This is a genomic window from Paenisporosarcina sp. FSL H8-0542 (assembly GCF_038632915.1).
Lineage (GTDB): Bacteria > Bacillota > Bacilli > Bacillales_A > Planococcaceae > Paenisporosarcina.
The window spans coordinates 3,557,133-3,578,216 of record NZ_CP152050.1 but is presented as its reverse complement, the minus strand read 5'-3'; the positions used below and the strand labels follow the sequence as shown (position 1 = coordinate 3,578,216).

17 protein-coding genes and 1 pseudogene are annotated in these 21,084 nt (G+C 39.4%); 13 read left to right on the top strand and 5 right to left on the bottom strand.

Annotation, left to right across the window (positions count from 1 at the left end):
• The first annotated feature begins 155 nt into the window (after window positions 1-155).
• Window positions 156-1,547 carry an amino acid permease gene (locus MHH33_RS17875; RefSeq protein WP_016428891.1) on the top strand — a complete coding sequence of 464 codons (1,392 nt, stop codon included), beginning with the start codon at window positions 156-158 and terminating at the stop codon, window positions 1,545-1,547.
• Window positions 1,548-1,647: 100 nt separating this feature from the next.
• Here the strand turns inward: MHH33_RS17875 and MHH33_RS17870 are convergent, their stop codons facing one another.
• From MHH33_RS17870 to pgeF, 3 genes are all read right to left on the bottom strand, one after another.
• A complete protein-coding gene (locus MHH33_RS17870; RefSeq protein ID WP_342542573.1) occupies window positions 1,648-2,193 on the bottom strand; it encodes an ECF transporter S component in 546 nt (181 codons plus the stop codon).
• Window positions 2,194-2,429: 236 nt separating this feature from the next.
• Window positions 2,430-2,921: a hypothetical protein gene (locus MHH33_RS17865; RefSeq protein ID WP_342542572.1), complete on the bottom strand. Its 492-nt coding sequence runs from the start codon at window positions 2,919-2,921 to the stop codon at window positions 2,430-2,432.
• Between the two features lie 216 nt (window positions 2,922-3,137).
• Window positions 3,138-3,902 (bottom strand): peptidoglycan editing factor PgeF, encoded by a 765-nt coding sequence (pgeF, locus tag MHH33_RS17860; protein ID WP_342542571.1) that lies wholly within the window; start codon window positions 3,900-3,902, stop codon window positions 3,138-3,140.
• A 205-nt stretch (window positions 3,903-4,107) separates the two neighbouring features.
• On the opposite strand from pgeF, the gene MHH33_RS17855 reads away from it, so the two are divergent.
• The 6 genes from MHH33_RS17855 to MHH33_RS17830 all read left to right on the top strand — a co-directional run bounded on the left by MHH33_RS17855 (window position 4,108) and on the right by MHH33_RS17830 (window position 11,507).
• A complete protein-coding gene (locus MHH33_RS17855) occupies window positions 4,108-5,157 on the top strand; it encodes an LLM class flavin-dependent oxidoreductase (RefSeq protein ID WP_342542570.1) in 1,050 nt (349 codons plus the stop codon).
• 1,460 nt (window positions 5,158-6,617) lie between these two features.
• Window positions 6,618-7,805, top strand: coding sequence for a nucleoside transporter C-terminal domain-containing protein (locus MHH33_RS17850; protein ID WP_016428879.1), 1,188 nt, complete (start codon window positions 6,618-6,620; stop codon window positions 7,803-7,805).
• Window positions 7,806-7,934: 129 nt separating this feature from the next.
• Complete coding sequence (locus MHH33_RS17845) at window positions 7,935-9,317, top strand: MATE family efflux transporter (protein ID WP_342542569.1); 1,383 nt, start codon at window positions 7,935-7,937, stop codon at window positions 9,315-9,317.
• Window positions 9,318-9,455: 138 nt separating this feature from the next.
• Window positions 9,456-10,238 (top strand): hypothetical protein, encoded by a 783-nt coding sequence (locus MHH33_RS17840; protein WP_342542568.1) that lies wholly within the window; start codon window positions 9,456-9,458, stop codon window positions 10,236-10,238.
• Between the two features lie 27 nt (window positions 10,239-10,265).
• Window positions 10,266-10,550 (top strand): hypothetical protein, encoded by a 285-nt coding sequence (locus MHH33_RS17835; protein WP_342542567.1) that lies wholly within the window; start codon window positions 10,266-10,268, stop codon window positions 10,548-10,550.
• Between the two features lie 84 nt (window positions 10,551-10,634).
• A complete protein-coding gene (locus MHH33_RS17830) occupies window positions 10,635-11,507 on the top strand; it encodes a proline iminopeptidase-family hydrolase (RefSeq protein WP_342542566.1) in 873 nt (290 codons plus the stop codon).
• A gap of 71 nt (window positions 11,508-11,578) precedes the next feature.
• On the opposite strand, the gene MHH33_RS17825 is transcribed toward MHH33_RS17830, so the two are convergent.
• The gene (locus tag MHH33_RS17825) at window positions 11,579-11,812 is read right to left on the bottom strand and encodes a hypothetical protein (protein WP_342542565.1); all 234 of its coding nucleotides are present in this window, start codon (window positions 11,810-11,812) and stop codon (window positions 11,579-11,581) included.
• A 269-nt stretch (window positions 11,813-12,081) separates the two neighbouring features.
• On the opposite strand from MHH33_RS17825, the gene MHH33_RS17820 reads away from it, so the two are divergent.
• The 5 genes and pseudogenes from MHH33_RS17820 to MHH33_RS17800 all read left to right on the top strand — a co-directional run bounded on the left by MHH33_RS17820 (window position 12,082) and on the right by MHH33_RS17800 (window position 15,712).
• On the top strand, window positions 12,082-12,510 hold the full coding sequence (locus MHH33_RS17820) for a DUF1801 domain-containing protein (RefSeq protein ID WP_342543800.1): 429 nt from the start codon (window positions 12,082-12,084) through the stop codon (window positions 12,508-12,510).
• A gap of 57 nt (window positions 12,511-12,567) precedes the next feature.
• A complete protein-coding gene (locus MHH33_RS17815) occupies window positions 12,568-13,599 on the top strand; it encodes a phosphotransferase (protein ID WP_342542564.1) in 1,032 nt (343 codons plus the stop codon).
• A gap of 48 nt (window positions 13,600-13,647) precedes the next feature.
• Window positions 13,648-13,920: pseudogene (locus MHH33_RS17810) on the top strand (peptide-methionine (S)-S-oxide reductase); the annotation flags it as partial.
• Entirely contained in the window at window positions 13,907-14,131 is a 225-nt protein-coding gene (locus tag MHH33_RS17805) for a hypothetical protein (RefSeq protein WP_342543802.1), read from the top strand. The pseudogene MHH33_RS17810 and the gene MHH33_RS17805, both read left to right, overlap by 14 nt.
• Window positions 14,132-14,449: 318 nt before the next feature.
• The gene (locus MHH33_RS17800) at window positions 14,450-15,712 is read left to right on the top strand and encodes an ATP-binding protein (protein WP_342542563.1); all 1,263 of its coding nucleotides are present in this window, start codon (window positions 14,450-14,452) and stop codon (window positions 15,710-15,712) included.
• A 256-nt stretch (window positions 15,713-15,968) separates the two neighbouring features.
• Here MHH33_RS17800 and MHH33_RS17795 read toward each other — a convergent pair whose 3' ends face one another.
• On the bottom strand, window positions 15,969-16,112 hold the full coding sequence (locus MHH33_RS17795) for a hypothetical protein (RefSeq protein ID WP_016428866.1): 144 nt from the start codon (window positions 16,110-16,112) through the stop codon (window positions 15,969-15,971).
• Between the two features lie 365 nt (window positions 16,113-16,477).
• On the opposite strand from MHH33_RS17795, the gene gltB reads away from it, so the two are divergent.
• Window positions 16,478-21,070 carry a glutamate synthase large subunit gene (gene gltB / locus MHH33_RS17790; RefSeq protein ID WP_342542562.1) on the top strand — a complete coding sequence of 1,531 codons (4,593 nt, stop codon included), beginning with the start codon at window positions 16,478-16,480 and terminating at the stop codon, window positions 21,068-21,070.
• Window positions 21,071-21,084: the final 14 nt, after the last annotated feature.

Sequence of the window (21,084 nt, the reverse complement as noted above, 5' to 3'; positions counted from 1 at the left end):
GTATTCTGTCGGATAATTTATTATTATAAGACAAGTAAATTACTTTTAAAATATATTGAAAGTGACGCTCCCTTCATCATTTTTAATACCGAATAGAGATATTAGTAGCTTGCTGTTAATTGAAGCAATTTTATAGTCTAAGAGGAGGAAATTGAATGGCAAACAAAGAATTAAAGAGAGGCTTGGAAGCGCGTCATATTCAGATGATTGCTTTGGGAGGTACAATTGGTGTTGGTTTATTTATGGGTTCAGCCAGCACAATTAAATGGACGGGTCCGTCTGTAATGCTTGCTTATGCAATCACAGGGATTTTTATCTTTTTCATAATGCGTGCAATGGGAGAAATGTTATATTTAGAGCCAAGTACAGGTTCATATGCGACATTTGGCCATAAGTACATTCATCCCTTAGCGGGGTATATGACGGCATGGAGTAACTGGTTCCAGTGGGTAATTGTTGGGATGTCAGAAATTATAGCTGTTGGGGCATACATGAAGTACTGGTTCCCAGACCTGCCTGCTTGGATACCAGGTCTTATCGCAATAGTGATTCTGGGTGCAGCTAACTTAGTTTCTGTTAAAGTATTTGGTGAATTTGAATTTTGGTTTGCGATGATTAAAATCGTTACAATTGTATTGATGATTATTGCTGGGTTTGGCCTTATTTTCTTCGGATTTGGTAATGGAGGAAATGCAATCGGATTATCTAACCTTTGGGAACATGGCGGCTTCTTTACAGGTGGCTGGACAGGCTTCTTCTTTGCGCTATCACTAGTTATTGGGGCTTATCAAGGTGTCGAACTAATTGGGATTACAGCTGGTGAAGCGAAAGATCCGCAAAAAACATTAACGAAAGCCATTCAAAGTCTTATTTGGCGTATTTTAATTTTCTACATTGGTGCGATTTTTGTTATAGTAACAGTTTATCCTTGGGATCAGCTGAGTTCGATTGGTAGCCCATTTGTAGCAACTTTTGCGAAAGTGGGTATTACAGCCGCCGCCGGACTTATTAACTTTGTCGTCATCACAGCGGCGTTGTCAGGCTGTAACAGTGGTATTTATAGTGCAGGACGTATGCTTTATACATTAGGGATAAATGGACAAGCACCAAAGTTCTTTACAAAACTCTCTCGTAATGGAGTGCCTATATTTAGTTTGCTTGGTGTAATGCTTGGTTTAATAGTTGGCGTTGTGCTAAGTTACATTGCACCAGAAAATTTATTTGTGTATGTATACAGTGCAAGTGTACTGCCTGGTATGATTCCGTGGTTTGTCATTCTAATTAGTCAAATTCAATTCCGAAAAAGAAAAGGGGCTGAAATGGATAATCATCCATTCAAAATGCCTTTTGCACCGGTGACAAACTACATTACCATCGCCTTTTTAATTATAGTTTTAGTTGGCATGTGGTTTAATGAGGACACACGGATGTCGCTTATTGCAGGTATTGTGTTCTTATGTCTTGTTGTCATTAGTTTTTACGCTTTTCGAATCGGCAAGCGTGTTCCAATAGATACTCAAAAAGATGATCAAGTGACTAACCGATAATTCACTTTCTAAAAAACAATAGTAAAGGGGAAGGCTTAATAACAAAGCCTTCCCCTTTTTAGGTTATATAAAAATTGTTATATGGTGTTTAACAATAGTACTACTTAAAAAAAGGAACCTTTTTCAGTGCACTAGCTACAGGAATGGCTACAATGATCCCGACAACATTTTGAACGATGTTTCCAGGAATAGAGGCCACAGGTGCAATCCAGTTACCATATAGAACCCCTTCACAAAGGTAATAAACCGCTAACATCACAGGAATAGAAACAATAGTAGCGAGTAGATTGAAAGCAACACTGTTACCATTGCGACCGTTCGACCAAGCAATTTTTCCAACTATATATCCTTGTAAGCCGCGAGCCACAATGGTGAAGGGTGCCCACAATGTCCAATTAGAAACTAAGTCGAATAACCCCATCCCAACAGCACCAGCGATGGCTGCTTTTTTAGGACCAAATAAAATGGAGGCAATGAAGAGCATAGCTGTTCCAAGGTGAACTAAACCGCCATTCGCCGTAATAGGTAGTTTGATATTTAATAAGAGTGTAGAAACGAATACAAGTGCAATTAACATAGACGTTAAAATTAAATCAAATGTGCGAGTGCGTGAGATTGAGCTTGAATAACTTTGTGTATTTTGCATAGTTTAACCCTTCTTTGCGTTTTTTTGAATTCACTGATAACAGTAGCAAAGGGCTGGACTATTTAAAAGTATCAGTTTATAGCAAAATGTAGGGGTCAGATTAAGGTGATGCCGACTTACAAAAAAATAAACGGAAGAAAAATCTCCCGTCTTTTTTTGCCTCTTACATTATTTCGGTGAACCCTACCATAAACGAATAAATAAAAATCGCAAGTTCCATGCGGATTCCTTTAAATTCAACACCAAACAATAATTCCATATGGCGTGGTCTGTGCCGGAATGCTTCTCGTAGTTGGACCATAGATGACAATCAGGTTTCGGTTCGTAATACTCCGTGTGAATGGTTGCCCATTCCTAGATATAATCGGAGTATAAGGAGAGAGATTTAATTTTAATTGTCCATCCTGGCTTTCCAATTGGCTATTGAAGTAATCGACTTTCACATCTTGATAAGGATTATCTTTCACGATGATAAGTGCCCGGTATTGCGGTGGATAAATGAGAGGAACAGGGGCATTTCCATCATAGTACCCGGTTACCCGGTCTCCCACAGCGACCATCTCCTGGTTAACAAAATAAGTGGTCGGCGATACCACGAAATTTACTGAAGCTCCAGCACCATTATCTACTGACATCAACGTATAGCAACCTTCTCCTTCACCATTTGCTCCTATCATGAAATCACTGATTTCCGTGACCGTTCCCTGGAAAGATAAAAAATTGACCAAATTTGTACCTCCGTCGTTAGGAAATTATCTCTTATGCTATGCGTACACTTGTCGGTGTGTGAAATGTATTTTGATTCCATTTTGAAAAATGGGAAATAAACGACTGTCAAAAAAGATGAATTCCATTGAAATAGGAGCATTAAGCAAGGTCAAGCTATAACAATAAGAAAGCACATCAACTTTTTAATGTTGATGTGCTTTTAAAATTATTCCGGATCAGTCACTTTTTCTCATAATAAAACTCAGATGTCGACCGCTTTGTTTGTCTTGGCGATAAGAGAAGCCATCCGGACTAACAAACGTGCACGTACGGTCAATCGTAATTTGCTCTGACGGGATGCCTGCTAATTCACATTGCTTTTTCACGGTTAATTGATTGTCAATGTGATACTTGTGGGTTTGATCATTGTAATACATAAAATTATCGGCGTAGCCAAGGTCTTTGAATTTTACATACACATTTTCATCAACTTCAAATTTTTCTTGGCTCAGCGCTGCACCAATATGGACATGTAAATCACTTGGGTTACAACGTTCAACTTGATTTAAATGCTCAAAAAGTTTTAATGAGATTTCTTTGACGGTACCTTGCCATCCGGAATGAATAACGCCTATCAGGCCAGTCACTTCATTGTAAAAAATCACAGGAACACAATCGGCAGTGAAGCTGCTTAGCAAGATATTAGGCTCATACGTATACAGGGCATCTGTATCCGCAATGGCTGTATCAACCTGATTCGCGCCACGTCCTTTATCATCAAGCGTTACCCGATGGAAATTCGCACTATGTGTCTGATTCGCACAAACGAAATTATCCAGTTCGCAATTTAAGAAGGCAGCTAATTTCTTGCGGTTTTCTACTATGTCAGCCGTGGATTCACAGGCGTGGAGAGCCATATTGTTGTGTTCCAGTTCGACTTCATTTTTCATGGTCATTCCTGCAATGAATTTTTCATTGTTTAAGTATATGTTTGTTTTCATATCATCACCTGATTTTACTATATAGCAGTAAATTACTAATGTATAGGACAGTATAAGTATGGTTTTTCCTAAGTAGGATAGTGACATTTACGTGTATCTGAAAGAAATTCTTCGAAAGGAAAATATCTCGAAAATGAAGTATATTAAAGAAAATATAAAATTTATTCATTTGAAGAAACGGTGAATTATATAGGAGGTCTTGTTAATGGAGATAGGAATCAGCACGTTTGTAGAAACAACACCTGATGTTAAAACCGGTAAAGTAATCAGCCACGCACAACGGTTGCGTGAAGTAGTGGAGGAAATTGTGTTTGCCGATCAAGTTGGATTGGATGTATTTGGGGTTGGGGAGCATCATCGTCATGATTTTGCGGCCTCTTCTCCAGCAGTTGTGTTGGCAGCTGCAGCATCACAGACAAAGAGAATCCGATTGACGAGTGCGGTCACTGTGCTTTCATCTGCAGATCCAGTCCGGGTATTCCAAGACTTTGCCACACTGGATGGTATCTCGAATGGACGTGCGGAAATTATGGCTGGACGGGGTTCTTTTATCGAATCCTTTCCGCTGTTTGGCTATGATTTAGAGGACTATCACGAACTATTTGAAGAAAAATTGGACTTGCTGCTGAAATTACAGAAGTCCGAAATCGTGTCATGGTCTGGAAAGCATCGCCCAGCCATTGATAATGTTGGTATTTATCCGCGTCCTGTTCAAGATCCTTTGCCTATATGGATTGGAAGCGGGGGCAATAGTGAATCGGTCGTCCGCGCAGGACTTTTGGGACTGCCACTGGTTTTGGCAATAATAGGAGGACGCCCCGTGCAGTTTGCCCCACTCGTTCAGCTCTATAAACAAGCGGCGGCTAAGGCAGGTCATGACGTATCAAAATTACCGATTGCCTCCCATTCACACGGGTTTATTGCAGAGGATAATGAGACAGCAGCAGATAAATTTTTCCCACCGACCCAGCAAGTCATGAACGTCCTTGGACGGGAGAGAGGCTGGGGTCATTACGACCGTGCAGCATTCGATGCAGCTCGGAGTTTTAAAGGGGCATTGTATGTAGGGGATTCGGAAACCGTTGCCCAAAAGATCATATACCTGCGTAAAAACGTAGGGATTACACGCTTTATGCTACATGTACCCGTTGGAACGATGCCTCATGCTGATGTGATGAAGGCCATTGAACTGTTGGGAACGGAAGTGGCACCGATCGTTCGGGAAGAAGTCGCAAAATGGGAAGACACACAGTAAGCATCTATTGCTACAGATTCATGGTCTAGAGAATATTTGTTTATGTCCTTTGTGTACGAAATCATCATATAAATAAATTAAAAAGGCCGTAATATACAGGATTCAGAAACAATCCTTGTATATTACGGCCTTAAAAAGTTGCCTAAATTCACTATGAAAGTCTAACCGCGTTTGCATTATGGATTAGTGTCGAATTTTCTTCATCACGAATGAATTATCACCAAAAGTAGTATATTCTGGTGGACGTTGACGGAAGGAACAGGGAAAAAATTATATTTCAAATATTTATTCAAAATTAGAAGTTACGGGAAGGTATAAAGTGGTGTTCAAGGCAAAAGAACAAGGACTTATTAATCCGTAAGGTAGATAATCAATGATACGTGTAAGTGAAACTCGAAAAACAAAAGACAGACTTCGTTTGCAGAAGTCTGTCTTTTGTTTTTTAAAATAAATCTGTTGAATTCTTTATTAAATAATAAAGGACATAAAACCAACTAAAAAACCCGTGTACAATGGCCCAACCAATAGACTTATAAGCTGTGTACGAGATAACCATCGAAAGGCAAGTTCCAAAACCGATTCCTTTCTTTACGACATCTGCAGTTTTCTGTACCTTTGTAATTTTATTCCCCCCATACTCCACGTTATGACAAAATACGGGGAGTTATGCGAAATCGTTCGAACGCCTAATAAGGAGTTGCTTCCTCTGAGTTCTGGATGAGGATCATATACTGAAAATAATTGGTTGTGCCTTCTTCGATTGCTCGATCGTTAAGGAAGAAAGTTAGATTGTTAAAAAGTTAAAATCATAAAAAAAACCGAGTAATTTTAAAGTAAAATCTTGTTAATCAAGAAATAGATGGAAAAATGGTAACAATCAAAGTAAAAGATGAGGTATTGGGTTATCAAAGAGAAACAGTGTTCTGGCACCTGTTCTTTCTGCTCGGTTGTTGTCATTATGTCCATTTCCTAATTGAAACGACAATTAAAATCAGTTAAGTATAAGTTTTCAAAATTAAAGAGAATCCAATTTGATATAGTATATTGTTTAAGTGTCTCTCTAGAGATGCTTTTTTTGTTGTCACTTTTTTATAATCGTCCGTAGCTTTGGTTTTTGGAGCACGTATATAAAACCTCTTGATTATGTTAAACATAACTCTATTCAGCGATTCGTCGTAATCCTAACGAGTGTGTAAAATGCTCTGTACCAAAACTTAATTTTTTTTAAAAAAATTATGCTTTCCCAATCGTGTTCCGTTTTAAGAAAACGATTTCATTTATCAATGTATTTAGTTAAAAGTATGGGAAAAGCTAAATTTTAAGGGATATCATAGGAATTGAAAATTCCGTGGTGACATGGATAATCTACATTGGATATACAGTTTTTGAATAATGCCACACATTGTTTAACAAATCAGAGGATGTAAAATAATAAACTGATGAAATGGGGAGTAATCAACATGACAGGAATATTAACAGCAATCTTATCAGTTATTGTATTACTTGGAGCGGCATTCTTAATGTCGAATGATAAGAAAAACATCAACTATAGAGCAGTAGTAATCTTGTTTGTAGCTCAGCTTGTTACAGCTTATGCCATGCTTAATACAGCAATTGGTGGACAGGTAGTAAAAGCAGTTACTGACTTTTTCGCTAAGTTGATGGTATTTGGTAATGAAGGGATCGCTTTTGTCTTTGGTGGCTTTGTGTTTGAGAATGACAGACCAGTATTCTTTATCTCGGTTTTATTGCTGATTGTATTTACATCCACTTTGCTAAGTGTATTGACTTACATCAGAATTTTACCTCTTATGATCAAGTATCTTGGAGGAGCAGTTTCTAAATTAACAGGTCTTCCTGTAATTGAATCTTTCTCTACTGTAGCCTCTTCAATCTTTGGAGATACAGGAGCTTTAATCGCAGTAAAGAACCATATTCCTAAAATGAATAAGAACAGATTATTTATTGCTACTACAGCATCTCTGACAAGTGTATCAGCATCCATTGTAGGAGCTTATATGACGATGATACCTTCTGAATACGTACTGGTAGCACTACCTCTTAATATAATGTCAGGTTTACTACTTGCCTCTATGGTGGCTCCGGCTCAATCAGTTGAAGGTGAAGAAATAAGAGTTAAAGATATGATTAATGATAAGTCTCTATTCGAGGCAATTGGCAATGGTGCCATAGATGGGATGAAAGTTGCAGGAATTGTAGGAGCTATGCTTATTGCATACATCTCTCTTATTGCAATGGTTAACTTTGTTCTTACATCAACTATTGGTATAGACTTGACTACAATTATGGGGTTTGTATTATCACCTGTAGCTTGGTTAATGGGTGTACCAGCTAATGAAATGGTACAAGCAGGCGGTGTAATGGGAACAAAGATCATCTCTAATGAGTTTGTAGCCATGTTGGGCTTCCAAGAAATGATCCCTAACTTGTCTGCTAAAACTGTAGGCGTTGTATCTGCATTCTTAATCTCATTTGCTAACTTTAGTTCTATTGGAATCATCATCGGAACAGTACAGGCAATTGATGAAAAACAATCAGGGGTTGTAGCCAAGTTTGGCCTCAAGATGTTGTTAGTTGCTACAATGGCATCGGTACTAACAGCTACAGTCGTTGGACTATTCATCTAACACAACTTTGCTGAAGAAATGACCTATCTGAAAAATGGTTGAGACAAGTAACCACTGTGTTACTTGTCTTTCTTTTTGTCCTAGTAATTGATAAGATAACATATTGTTACTTGGGAAGTAGGTGAAAAAATGGCAACCATTAAAGCAGAGAACAAGCCAATGGAGAAGTTGAAATTATTCAGCCTGACATGGCCTATTTTTTTAGAAATTTTTCTTTTTATGTTAATGGGAATTGTAGATACGTTCATGCTAAGTGCCCTTTCGGATGATGCCGTATCGGGAGTCGGTGCAGCAAACCAATATATACACATTGCCATTTTAGTACTCGAAGTTGTCGGAACAGGTGCTGCGATTGTGGTTTCACAATATCTCGGTTCCAAGAGGTATATCGAAGCATCAAAAATATCCGGGCTAGCCGTTACATTAAATCTTGGGATTGGACTTGTAATAAGCGCAGGATACTTGTTGTTTGCTCGAAGCATGATGTCGGCCATGAATTTACAAGGCGAGGTATTGGCGTATGCAGAACAATATTTGTCCATTGTAGGAGGCGCAATTTTTCTTCAGGCCATCATTAATTCATTAGCGGCTATTATACGTGTACACGGGTGGACCAAACAAACGATGTATGTTTCGTTGGGCATGAACATCATTCACGTAATCGGTAACTATTTGCTGATTTTCGGGAGATTCGGATTCCCTGAAATGGGGGTTCAAGGTGCCGCCATCTCGTCAGTCATCAGTCGCTTCCTTGCACTCATTGTGTTCTTCTGGTTACTCTATCAAGTCATGGAATATAGAGTGAAATTTCACTATTACATTAACCTGTCCAAAGAATACATTGGCAAAATCCTGCACATCGGGATTCCGGCAGCGTTTGAGCAAGTCATGTATCAAGCGTGTCAAATTGTCTTCTTGTATTATGCGACTTATCTAGGAGCGGAAGCTTTAGCTGCCAGACAATATGCGATGAATATTTCCATGTTCACATTCTTATTTGCCATCGCGATTGGTATGGGAACTGCCATCATCGTTGGGCGATTGGTCGGGGCAAATGAAAAAGAAGAAGCATATTCGCGATTATGGAAGAGTTTAAAATCAGCTCTTATATTTACGCTATGTATGGTCATTCTTGTTATGATTTTCCGCAATCAGCTAATCGGGTTGTTTACGGATAATCCAGAAGTCATCAAAATAGCGTCTACTGTTCTGTTGCTGAGTATCCTTCTGGAAACGGGACGGACAATGAATATCGTCATCATCAATTCCTTGCGCGCTGCGGGAGATGCTAAATTCCCAGTACTAATAGGAGTTTTTTCAATGGTGTTGATGAGTTTGCCTTTAGGCTATCTCTTCGTTTTCCATTTGAATATGGGGCTGCCAGGAATTTGGTTGGCCATTGCTGCAGATGAGTGGACAAGAGGCATCATTATGTATTTCCGATGGAAGAGCAGGGCTTGGGAGAAATATGCCCTTGTTCCTCCTGAAGTTTCAGAGACAACACAAACGTAATATATTTATGAAGTTGACAGACTTTACGCACAATGATAATTTCAAGTTAAGAAAACTAAAGGCAATGTAACGATTGGGTTCAACCTCGCAAATAAGGTGGTTGGACCCTTTTTCTATTCAAATGGGAGGAGTGCGCGATTGAGAAAACAGAAATTGTTAAGCAGATTAGATGAAATTGGTCAGAGTTTGGAATCATCGGGAGGTGCGTTGTTGCTGTTTGGACTCGGTTCAGTGGGGATTGAGCTTGAGCGGCTCGATGACTATTCGGATTTGGATTTCTTCGTGATTGCAAGACCCGAGTTAAAATCCAGATTTATTGACCGTTTGGATTGGTTAGAAGCGGTTCATCCGTTAGCATTTTCTTTTAAGAATACGAAAGACGGGCATAAAATCTTATTTGAAGACGGGATTTATGCAGAGTTTGCCATTTTTGAAGAAAAAGAAATGGACCATATTTCGTTTTCAGAGGGACGAATTGTTTGGCAAGAGGCACATTTCATTAATAAAGGCTGCTTGCATATACCTACCGTTCAAAATGTTTCGCCAAAAAAAGATCACTCACTGAACTATTCGTTGAATGAGGCGTTAACTAATTTGTATGTGGGATTGTGCCGTTATGCAAGGGGGGAGAAGCTATCTGCTTTGAAGTTTGTTCAAGGTGAGGCCATCGATAATATTCTGAATGTGCTGCATTTGATTGAACCAGAAGTAGAGTACTTTCCAGACGTATTTAGCAATGAAAGACGCTTGGAAAAAAGATTTCCACGTTTTGCACAGACGATTGGTGACATGATGCAAGGGTATCATCATGTCCCTGAATCAGCGTTGCATATATTAAAGTATTTAGAAGATGTTTTTCTTATCAATCAGAGGATGGGTGAAGAAATTAGACGTTTGGCCAATTTATGTGTAGCCGAGTGAAGATTTCAAATAGGTAAGGAGGGTAGAATGAAGGGGTTTTTAATTGGCAGTCAGATTTTTTATGTGCTGTGTCTGATTCCTTGGTTCGTGATTTGGGGCTTGTCGTTTATGAGTTTTGATAATGGGTTTAGCGTATGGAACGTTTCATTTGTTCTCGCGATTGGATTTTACCCGATAGCCGTTATCCTCTGTTCCATTTTTTCCTGGATTCTGCATATACAGAGAAAACGAACCGCCATTATCATCAATTTGATTCCAATGCTATGGGTTGCGGGTCTTGGCGTATTACTGTTGATGGTTAATTTTTCATGAAGACCTTATAAAACGTTTGCAGCTATTGTTCTATACTAAAAATAGTAGTAACTTAACAGAAACAAATACAAAAGGAGTTATCACATGAAGCATCTCTCAGAAGGATTCGTTCCTGTTACAGGAGGAAATGTTTATTATCGAAAGACAGGGGATGGACCTCGAGTTCCACTGCTGGTTTTACATGGGGGACCAGGCGGAATGAGCCGGGAATCTGATCCGCTTAGAGAACTGGGTGACGACAGACCGGTCATTCATTATGACCAATTGGGATGTGGAAATTCAGATCGTCCGGAAGATCTTACATTATGGACGGTTGAACGCTATGTGGAAGAATTAGCTCAAGTGAGAGAAGCTCTTGGATTGGATGAAGTGCATATTCTCGGACATTCATGGGGAACCATGCTTGCCGCTGCATACCTTCTTGAACAACCGAAAGGCGTTAAAAGTGTTATTTTCTCAAGCCCATGTCTTAATTCAAGCATGTGGGAACGCGACCAGCGCGAATACTTGAAACAGTTGCCTCAAGAATCACAGGATATCATCGAAAGAAGCGAACGGGAGAATACAACTGATTCAGCAGAGTATCATCAAGCGATGATTCAATTTTATGAACGACATGTCTGCAGATTGTTGCCTTGGCCTGAAGAACTTCTGGCAAATATGTCGAAAAGCAATCATCAAATCTATGGCTACATGTGGGGCGCGTCAGAATTTACCGTGACAGGAACATTAAAAAGCTTTGATGTCACCGATAGATTGCATGAAATCGACATGCCAAGCCTCTTTACGTGTGGACGCTATGATGAAGCAACACCGAATACAACGGAATACTATTCGAGCTTAGTTCCAGATTCCGAGTTTCATGTATTCGAAAACAGCTCTCATATGCCAGGAGTTGAAGAGCCTCAAGAATATTCAAAAGTAGTAAGAGAGTTTTTAAACAGTCAGGCAAAATAAGCACAAAAAATCCCTCCAATCAGTAAATGATTGGAGGGATTTAATATTTTCTATCGTTTGAACAGAAAACCTTACATTTTGCCTTCTTTAATCCAAAGCCAATTACGAAAGGCACCAAATATCGAAACGAATAACAGTGCGCCAAGCAAAATTAAATAAACAATTAAGCGATTGTTTTCTTTGATTTCTTCCAAATGTAGTCCAAACCACAATAACAGTCCTAAAAATAACACCCACATAAGAATGTTCGGCCCAATTAACAGTAATCTTAATCCTTTGTCGTTCGGATTTTTTTTATCTTCCATTTCAACATCATCCTTCCTTTGCCGAATTCGGTGAATCTCAGAAAAGATTCAACACTTTAATATTAAAAAGTATAACCCATATCCAGCTTCAGAGCATTTGAAATTCTAGTAGCAAAGGTTTTCGTGAAAATACAATAAGATGAAATCTTTTGTCAGCTTTCTGAAAGGTATGTTTCAAAAATAAAGGATTTCATACTTGTAAAATCGAAAAGGAAGTACATAACCAGATTTGACGGCACATGTTTTTAGTGAAAAGGAAGGACGAACAGATGACATATGAATTGAAAACGAAGGAAACTGATCGCAGTGTAATTGAGTTCATTGAAGGAGTGGATCATCCGAAAAAGCGGGAAGATGCATACAAATTGCTCGACATCTTCACAGAAACTTCAGGCTATGAGGCGAAAATGTGGGGACCGAGCATAATTGGATTCGGTAGATACCATTATAAATATCCGACAGGACATGAAGGTGATGCCCCTCTCGTAGGATTTTCACCACGCAAAGCGAAAATCAGCTTGTACTTTGCGACGGGTGATACCGAACGTAAGCAGCTGCTCGAAAAGTTTGGCAAACACACGTCAGGAAAAGCCTGCGTGTATATTAATAAACTAGACGATATTGATGTGGACGTAATGAAAGAGTTGATCCATCAATCCATCATATTTTTACAAAACATGTATCCTGAAAATTCATGAATGGCTATTGTGATGGTTCATCACAACAATAAATAAAGATTAACGGGGGAATAAATTATGGAACAATGGGTGGAAAATCTTTTTACAAAAGAGGTTTTGGAGGATGCGGCAACACGATACGGAGCGGATGCAACGGACGCCAAGAAGCTAGGGGATTTCGAGAATTATGTATATGAAGTAAAACGGGATGGCAAACCATTTATATTAAGGCTGACACACTCCTCGCATCGTTCAAAATCGGAAGTAGAAGGCGAACTGACGTGGATTAACTTTCTGAACGGGCACGGAATCAACGTGTCACTTGTACATAAGTCAGTAAATGGTGAACTCGTCGAAGAATTATCGGTTGGAGATTCTTATTTCTATGTCTGCTTGTTTGATAAGGCACCTGGAACTTCAGTTAAAATGAAGGATCCTCATTTCGGGCCGGAACTTTTTGAAAAATGGGGAACTATTACAGCGAAAATGCACTTAGTCACCGAAGATTATGAAGCGTCGGGGACAGAGCGTTTAAGTTGGGAACAGGATGATTTAATTGAGCTCGACAAATATATTGATCCCGTAAAAGATCAAGCAATTGTTGAAGGCAATCGCAATCTTGTAGCGGAGATTCAACAATTGCCACAAACAAAGGAAACATTTGGCTTGATTCACTCGGACATACATCCTGGCAACTTCTTCTACCATGATGGCGATATTCACGTATTTGATTTCGATGATGCTATGTATTTTTATTTTGTTAGCGATATTGCCATACCGGTCTATTACACAACATGGTGGAAGTACGGAGAAGAATCGCTTGAAACACGTTCAGCTTTTGGGACTGAAGTATTGACCCATTTCCTGAAAGGTTATATGAATGTAAGAGCCATACCGCTAGAATGGATTGAGCGTTTGCCTTTATTCTTGAAGATGCGCGACTATACATTGTATGGCGTTTTCCACAAGAAGGTTGACCTAGCCAATAATGAACGTGTAAATGAGCTCGTAGTCGGTATCCGCAATCGTCTAATTAAGGACGAACCGATCGTCGACTTGGATTACCGGGCGATTTGGGAACAATCCTTACGTCCCCAATTAAACAAATAGAGACTAACATACGAATCTCGTAACGTTTGCGGTGGGTGTTTCTGGTGCATGATGTCGCCATTTGATGAGCAGCCGGGTATTCTTGATGTGGTCTCAGGTTATACAGGTGGCACCGTTTAGAACCCTACATATGAAGACGTGCACATGCACACAACTGGTCATTATGCAGCGGTATAAATAACATATAATCCAACTGTCTTCTCATACGAAAATTGGATTGATTTGTTTTGGAAACAAATCAATCCAACCGATGCGGAAGGTCAGTTCAACGACCGTGGTGTTGCATACCGTACGGCAATTTTTTATCATGACCAGCGTCAAAATCAGAGCCTACGGCGAGGGTGCCATTATTTCACAAAATTCTAGGACAGATGGTGGAGATCCGCCTACTATGACTGTGGTTTTAGTTATAATTGTTTTTGTAATAGGTCTTGCATTGTTTTTTTCTGGTGGTGGAAATAAGGACAATGAAGCTGAGTATGAGTATTCTAACGAAGAAATAGAAAAGGAATTAGAAGAATTTAATAAATAACTTATTATCCTAACGGGTACGTTCGTATTATAAGGTCAACCAGTTTTTACTGGTTGACCTTATTTTTATAGGATTTAAGATATCAGTAGCCAGGGTAGGACGTACGGGTGCGTGGGACGACGATCCCGTGAACTAAACTGTCCAGCCCCCTACTTACGAATTTATTTATTTCCTCCTTTCATAATTTTTTAAAAAAATTTAATATAAATTTCGCAATATTCATACTTTTCATCTGGGTAAAATCATGTATAATCATAATAATATTTTGTTAATTATACTTAATAGACATTTATTTTAATGGAAAGAAGGGGATAGAGCATGTGGATACATACACTGTTATTAAATGCATTCATTATTATCCTTTGTATTTTTTGCTATCAAATATTTTGGTTAGATAAAGATAGTAATAAAGTACGTAATAAGGTATTGATTTCCTTTCTTTCATCAATTTCTACCGTTCTTTGTATAACGTTCCCCTTTAGTTTTCATTTGGGATATATTTATGATTTACGGCTTATTCCTATCCTTTTAGCTTTTCTATATGGAGGTTTAAGAAGCTTTATTTTTGTCACCTTTGTATATCTTTCTTACCGTTTTTACTTAGGAGGAAACGGCTTTTTCCCATCATTTATTATTATGGTTATTTTGTTCGTTTCTATTATTGTAATAGTTTATTTTGTTAAACCGGCAAAGTTAGAGAAAAGGAGAAAATTCTTCGGCACACTGCTAATTCTTATTAGCACTATTACTTTTTCTGTTTTTGCTATAATGACCGAAATAAAAATAGATGGAACGGCCGGCTCTGTTCGTATACAATTTTTATGCAGTTATATAGTAATCAATATCCTTACGGGATTATTTTCTATTTATTTAATTGAAGGAATGATTGAAAAGTATAAAATGAAAGAAAAAATTCAAAGGGCAGAAAAATTTTATGTAATAAGTGAATTGGCCGCCTCTTTTGCTCACGAGATTCGAAATCCACTAACAACTATATCTGGATTTATACAGTTGGTTCATAAAAATGAAATCTCGGAAACACATAAGGATGAGTATTTACAAGTCATTCAGCAGGAGTTAGAAAAGGCACAGCTCATTATTAACGATTATTTATCATTAGGAAAACCACAAAATAATGTTATAAAAGACTCGTTAGATATTAGGCTAATTGTCAATCAAGTAATAAATAATATTTCACCGCTAGCAAGCTTACATAATATTGAAATCAAAAGCAGTATTAATGATTCACTTTCTATAAATGCAAATGCCGATAAAATTAAACAGTGTTTAATTAACATAATAAAAAACGGGATTGAAGCCATGGCAAATGGCGGGATGCTACGAATTAATGTAAAAAAGAGAAAGAATAGTATTGTAATTGAGATTATCGATTCTGGTATTGGAATGTCTCCTGAGGAGGTAAAGCGAATCGCCATGCCGTTTTATTCATTAAAAGAAGAGGGGACTGGGCTCGGCACTATGATTGCATATAGTATTATTAAAGAATTAAACGGGGATATAGAAATAAAAAGTGAAAAAGGGAAGGGAACATGTTTTTCAATTATTATTCCTTCATTATAAAAGAGCCTGACAGTGTATCACTTTTATTTGGCTAAATCCCCAAGACAGATTGGATATCTATTCATTGAACTGGGAAAGTGAAACCGCTATTGTGGCAACAAACCTATTTATGAAACCGTTGGCGTTCGTGCCTGCGGTTTTTTTAACCTCTTTTTTAGATCAGTGCAAATTTCTTAGGGTTTTTTTGAGGGAATGCTAATTTGTTTAAATAACAAAAAAACGAAGAGATCTCAATCTCTTCGTTTAGATGACTAAGTCATCCACCTATATCGTTTTCCCCGTTGTCTTCTAACATCGGGTCCTCGACTTCAATTTCATCCGCTTTATCATCCTCACCGCAAGCACCTAATAATAATGCAGCTGCCAGTGGCATGGCTAGAAATTTAGCTTTCGTTTTCATGATTAACCTCCTTTAGAAATTTACATATGTATAGTTTACCCAACTTCTCCTATCTAAACTCCTAATTCATAAATCGAGTTGTTGAAGATGAATAAGAATGTTTAGAAGAAAAAATACAATGGAACATTAGATAATGCAAAACGCGAGTATGTATGCATTTATGGTGCATATAATAAAAAAAGAACAGAAAACGATAGCGTTTTCATTTATATTTATTAAAGAAAGTGAATAAATAATATTATTGGAATTGTGTGTTAACGCTGTTTTGTGATATACTTTCCAAAATTGAAAGTGTGCATATAGTGAAGAACCCCTTCATGAAAAGAGTGAACATCTTTCAGCATTAATAGAAAGGAGATGTTATCATGACGAAGTTTGGATATCCCGCACCTCAAGGTTTATACGATCCCGAGCAAGAGCACGAAGCTTGCGGGATTGGGATGCTTGCCAATATCAACGGTAGAAAGACACATGGTATCGTACAGAATGCCATCAACATGCTTTGCAATATGGAGCATCGCGGTGGGCAATCCGCTGACACGAGTACAGGAGACGGAGCTGGGATATTAACGCAGATTCCCCATCGTTTTTTTAAAAAACAATGTGAGAAGGAGAACATCGTGTTGCCTAGAGAAGGCGAATATGGTGTTGGCATGGTTTATTTACCTAAAGATCACGATTTGCGCATGAAAAGCAAAGAAGTTTTTGAGCAGATTATTGCTGAAGAAGGTCAACTGTTTCTGGGATGGCGTCCTGTTCCAATCAACGACTCATTTGTAGGGAAAGTAGCGACAAAAACCAAACCTGCCATTAGGCAATTATTTATTCAAGTATCTGAAGATATTAAAGATCAAATGGATTTTGAACGAAAGCTTTATGTGATTCGCAAACGAATTGAAAAAGAGTTAGCAAGTGTGAAGGGCTTTGAGGATGTTTACATTTGTAGTTTATCGACGCGCACTATAGTCTACAAAGGCATGCTGATCCCCGAACAACTTGATTCGTTTTACATCGACTTAAATCATCCAGAATTTAAATCCGCTTTAGCACTTGTTCATTCCCGCTTTAGTACAAATACCTTCCCGAGCTGGAAGAGATCTCACCCGAATCGATATACCATCCACAATGGTGAATTTAATACATTAAGAGGCAATGTCAACTGGATGCGAGCACGTGAGCAGCTATGCGAATCGGAGTTTTTCAGTCAGGAAGATTTGTTAAAAGTATTACCTGTCATCGATGCTGACGGCAGTGATTCGTCGATGTTTGATAATTGCTTTGAATTTTTACATCTATCAGGACGTTCCTTGGCCCATACAGCTATGATGATGGTACCCGAACCTTGGTCGAATGATCAGACCATCAAAGAAGAAAAACGTGATTTTTACGAATACCACAGTACATTGATGGAACCATGGGATGGCCCGGCTGCACTGGTATTTACAGATGGCAACCAAATCTGTGCGTGTCTTGATCGAAATGGACTGAGACCTGCCCGTTATTATGTAACTAAGGGTGGCATGATTGTCCTGGGCTCCGAAGTTGGCGCATTGGATATTTTCGCCGATGATATCGAATACAAGGGAAGACTTGCACCTGGTAAAATTCTTTTGGTTGATTTGGAAAAAGGAACAATCATTCCGGATGAAGAAATTAAACTACAAATTGCTTCTGAACAGCCATATAAAGAGTGGCTGAAAAATATGAAAGATTTAGAGGATTTACCTGAAGCAGTGGAACAACCACCCGTGTACATGGGAGAAGAACTGTTAAAACAACAGCTTGTATTTGGCTATACAAGAGAAGAACTCAATAAAATCATTAAGCCCCTCGTAATGGAAGGCAAAGATCCAGTCGGTTCCATGGGCTATGATTCCCCACTAGCCGTTTTATCGAAAAAACCACAATTACTCTATAACTACTTTAAGCAGCTCTTTGCTCAAGTAACAAATCCACCCATAGATGCCATTCGCGAAAAAATCGTGACGATGGTCGATACCACGATAGGTGCTGAAGGGAACTTGGTAAAACCAGGTCCAGAGAGCTGTAGGCATATTCGTTTGAAAACACCGGTCCTGACAAATCAACAACTCCAAAAACTAAGAGCGCAACAAATGGAAGGCTTAAAATCCATTACATTCTCGACGCTGTTTGACGCAACATCAAGCGAAAGAAACGAATGCAATTTAGAAAAAGCACTCGACGCATTGTTTGTTAAAGCTGACCAGGCAGTTCAAGCAGGACATACGTTGTTGATTCTATCCGATCGTGGCACGTCGGAAAAATATGCAGCCATTCCGGCCCTACTTGCGGTATCGGGGTTGCATCATCATCTCATTCGCCAAGGTACGCGTACAAAAATTAGTATTTTAATAGAGTCAGGAGAACCGAGAGAAGTGCATCATTTTGCTACCTTACTCGGTTACGGGGCTGAAGGTATCAATCCATATTTAGCATTTGATTCAGTACGAAACCTGATGGATAAAGGTGAAATCGCCATGGAGTCCTTTGACCAGGCAGTAGCTAACTATATCCATTCAGTAACAGACGGAGTCATTAAAGTCCTTTCCAAAATGGGGATTTCTACGATTCAAAGTTATCGTGGTGCTCAAATTTTTGAAGCGGTTGGCATTCACATGGATGTCATCGAGAAGTATTTCACACGAACATCTTCACGGCTTGGTGGAATCGGCATCCAAATGATTGAAAAAGAAGTGCTTATGCGACATGAAATGGCATTTGGCGAAAATCGTGGGAACAATCAGGCTCTGGAGGCTGGTGATGAATTCCAATACCGTGCGAACGGTGAAGACCATCAATACAATCCAAGTACCATCCACACGCTGCAACATGCTTGCCGTACAAATAACTATGACTTGTTCAAAAAGTACACGAAATTGTTAACTGATGAAACAACCAACTTACAATCATTGCGTGGACTTTTAAAATTCAAGAAAGTACAGTCCGTGCCGATTGAAGAGGTAGAATCCGTTGAGGCAATTTGTCGACGCTTTAAAACGGGTGCCATGTCGTATGGATCCATTTCGAAAGAAGCACATGAAGCATTGGCGATTGCCATGAACCGCGTAGGCGGAAGAAGTAACACAGGTGAAGGCGGGGAAGATATCGACCGTTACACACCTGATTCAAATGGAGATTCCAGACGAAGTTCAATTAAACAAGTAGCATCAGGCCGATTTGGGGTGACGAGCCATTACCTTGTCAATGCTGATGAAATACAAATCAAAGTGGCTCAAGGGGCAAAACCAGGTGAAGGTGGGCATTTACCTGGCAAGAAAGTATATCCGTGGATTGCAGAAGTCCGTGGCTCTACGCCTGGGGTTGAACTCATTTCACCTCCACCGCATCACGATATATATTCCATTGAGGATTTAGCCGAGCTTATTCATAATTTGAAAAATGCTAATCCACAAGCACGTATCAGCGTTAAATTGGTATCCGCTGTTGGGGTGGGAACAATTGCCGCTGGTGTCGCAAAAGGAAGAGCAGACCTAGTATTAATCAGTGGATATGATGGCGGTACGGGGGCGGCACCTCGTACGAGTCTGAAACATACAGGGCTGCCATGGGAAATCGGTTTAGCTGAAACGCACCAGACCTTGCTGCTAAATGGACTTCGGGATCGAATCGTTGTGGAAACAGACGGGAAAATGATGACCGGAAGAGATGTAGTATTGGCCACACTCCTCGGAGCAGAAGAGTATGGATTCTCGACCGCTCCCCTTGTAGTCCTCGGCTGTGTCATGATGCGCGTATGTCATATGGATACATGTCCAGTAGGAATTGCGACGCAAAATCCTGAACTGCGTAAGAAATTTACGGGGGATGCTGAACATGTCGCGAACTTTATGCGTTTTGTTGCCACTGAAACGAGAGAGCTGATGGCTGAACTTGGTTTCAGAACAATCAACGAAATGGTGGGACGCACAGATGCACTTGAAGTAAACGAAGCGATTGACCATTGGAAAGCGAAAGACATCGACTTGTCTGCACTCCTTTACTCACCTAATCTGCCAGCAAAAGTAGGTCGCTATCACACAGTAGACCAAGACCATGATTTAGAGAAAACGCTCGATTTCCAGGAGCTGATACCGATTTGTCGAAATGCCATCGAAAAACAACAACCAATTGAATTTACAACAGCTATACGAAATATTAACCGGGTAACAGGTACGATGCTAGGAAGTGAAATCACGCGAAGATACGGTGAAAAAGGACTACCTGAGGATACCATTCGTCTGACGTTAAAAGGATCTGCAGGTCAAAGCTTTGGTGCATTTATTCCCCGGGGAATAACGCTTCGACTCGTTGGAGATTCGAATGACTTTGTTGGAAAAGGATTGTCTGGCGGCAAAATCATCGTTCATCCCGATCCAGTGGTCACATTCCCACCCGAGAAAAATATTATCATCGGTAACGTTGCTTTCTACGGGGCTTCAGCCGGTGAGGCATATATCCAAGGAGTCGCTGGAGAGCGTTTCTGTGTCCGTAATAGTGGTGCCAACGTAGTGGTAGAGGGAGTTGGCGATCATGGCTGTGAATATATGACGGGTGGAAAAGTGGTCGTTCTTGGCTCAACCGGACGCAATTTCGCTGCAGGGATGTCTGGTGGTGTAGCGTATGTCTTTGACGAAGATGGAACATTCCTATCCAAGTGCAATGCGGAGCTCGTTCATATCCAGCCAATTGAAAATAAAGAAGAGTTGAATGAGGTCTTCTCTATGATTGAAAAGCATGTGGAGTATACAAGCAGTGGACTAGGCAAACGCATTTTAACTTACTGGGAGAAATACTCATCACAATTTGTGCGAGTTATTCCGAAATCCTATTTAACGATAAACGATCGAATCAAAGAGCTTCACGATAGTGGCTTAACGGTATTCGATGCACAAATGACTGCATTTGAGGAAAGTAAAAAAGTAAGAGCGGAAAAATAATCTGGCGAAAAGGA

What these genes read in the sequence shown, in the direction of transcription:
- MHH33_RS17805 (WP_342543802.1), top strand. Translation starts at nt 13,907, where the DNA reads ATGACCAGCGTCAAAATCAGAGCCTACGGCGAGGGTGCCATTATTTCA.
- MHH33_RS17845 (WP_342542569.1), top strand. Translation starts at nt 7,935, where the DNA reads ATGGCAACCATTAAAGCAGAGAACAAGCCAATGGAGAAGTTGAAATTA.
- gltB (WP_342542562.1), top strand. Translation starts at nt 16,478, where the DNA reads ATGACGAAGTTTGGATATCCCGCACCTCAAGGTTTATACGATCCCGAG.
- MHH33_RS17825 (WP_342542565.1), bottom strand. Translation starts at nt 11,812, where the DNA reads ATGGAAGATAAAAAAAATCCGAACGACAAAGGATTAAGATTACTGTTA.
- MHH33_RS17795 (WP_016428866.1), bottom strand. Translation starts at nt 16,112, where the DNA reads ATGAAAACGAAAGCTAAATTTCTAGCCATGCCACTGGCAGCTGCATTA.
- MHH33_RS17820 (WP_342543800.1), top strand. Translation starts at nt 12,082, where the DNA reads ATGACATATGAATTGAAAACGAAGGAAACTGATCGCAGTGTAATTGAG.
- MHH33_RS17850 (WP_016428879.1), top strand. Translation starts at nt 6,618, where the DNA reads ATGACAGGAATATTAACAGCAATCTTATCAGTTATTGTATTACTTGGA.
- MHH33_RS17800 (WP_342542563.1), top strand. Translation starts at nt 14,450, where the DNA reads ATGTGGATACATACACTGTTATTAAATGCATTCATTATTATCCTTTGT.
- MHH33_RS17870 (WP_342542573.1), bottom strand. Translation starts at nt 2,193, where the DNA reads ATGCAAAATACACAAAGTTATTCAAGCTCAATCTCACGCACTCGCACA.
- MHH33_RS17855 (WP_342542570.1), top strand. Translation starts at nt 4,108, where the DNA reads ATGGAGATAGGAATCAGCACGTTTGTAGAAACAACACCTGATGTTAAA.
- MHH33_RS17835 (WP_342542567.1), top strand. Translation starts at nt 10,266, where the DNA reads ATGAAGGGGTTTTTAATTGGCAGTCAGATTTTTTATGTGCTGTGTCTG.
- pgeF (WP_342542571.1), bottom strand. Translation starts at nt 3,902, where the DNA reads ATGAAAACAAACATATACTTAAACAATGAAAAATTCATTGCAGGAATG.
- MHH33_RS17830 (WP_342542566.1), top strand. Translation starts at nt 10,635, where the DNA reads ATGAAGCATCTCTCAGAAGGATTCGTTCCTGTTACAGGAGGAAATGTT.
- MHH33_RS17815 (WP_342542564.1), top strand. Translation starts at nt 12,568, where the DNA reads ATGGAACAATGGGTGGAAAATCTTTTTACAAAAGAGGTTTTGGAGGAT.
- MHH33_RS17875 (WP_016428891.1), top strand. Translation starts at nt 156, where the DNA reads ATGGCAAACAAAGAATTAAAGAGAGGCTTGGAAGCGCGTCATATTCAG.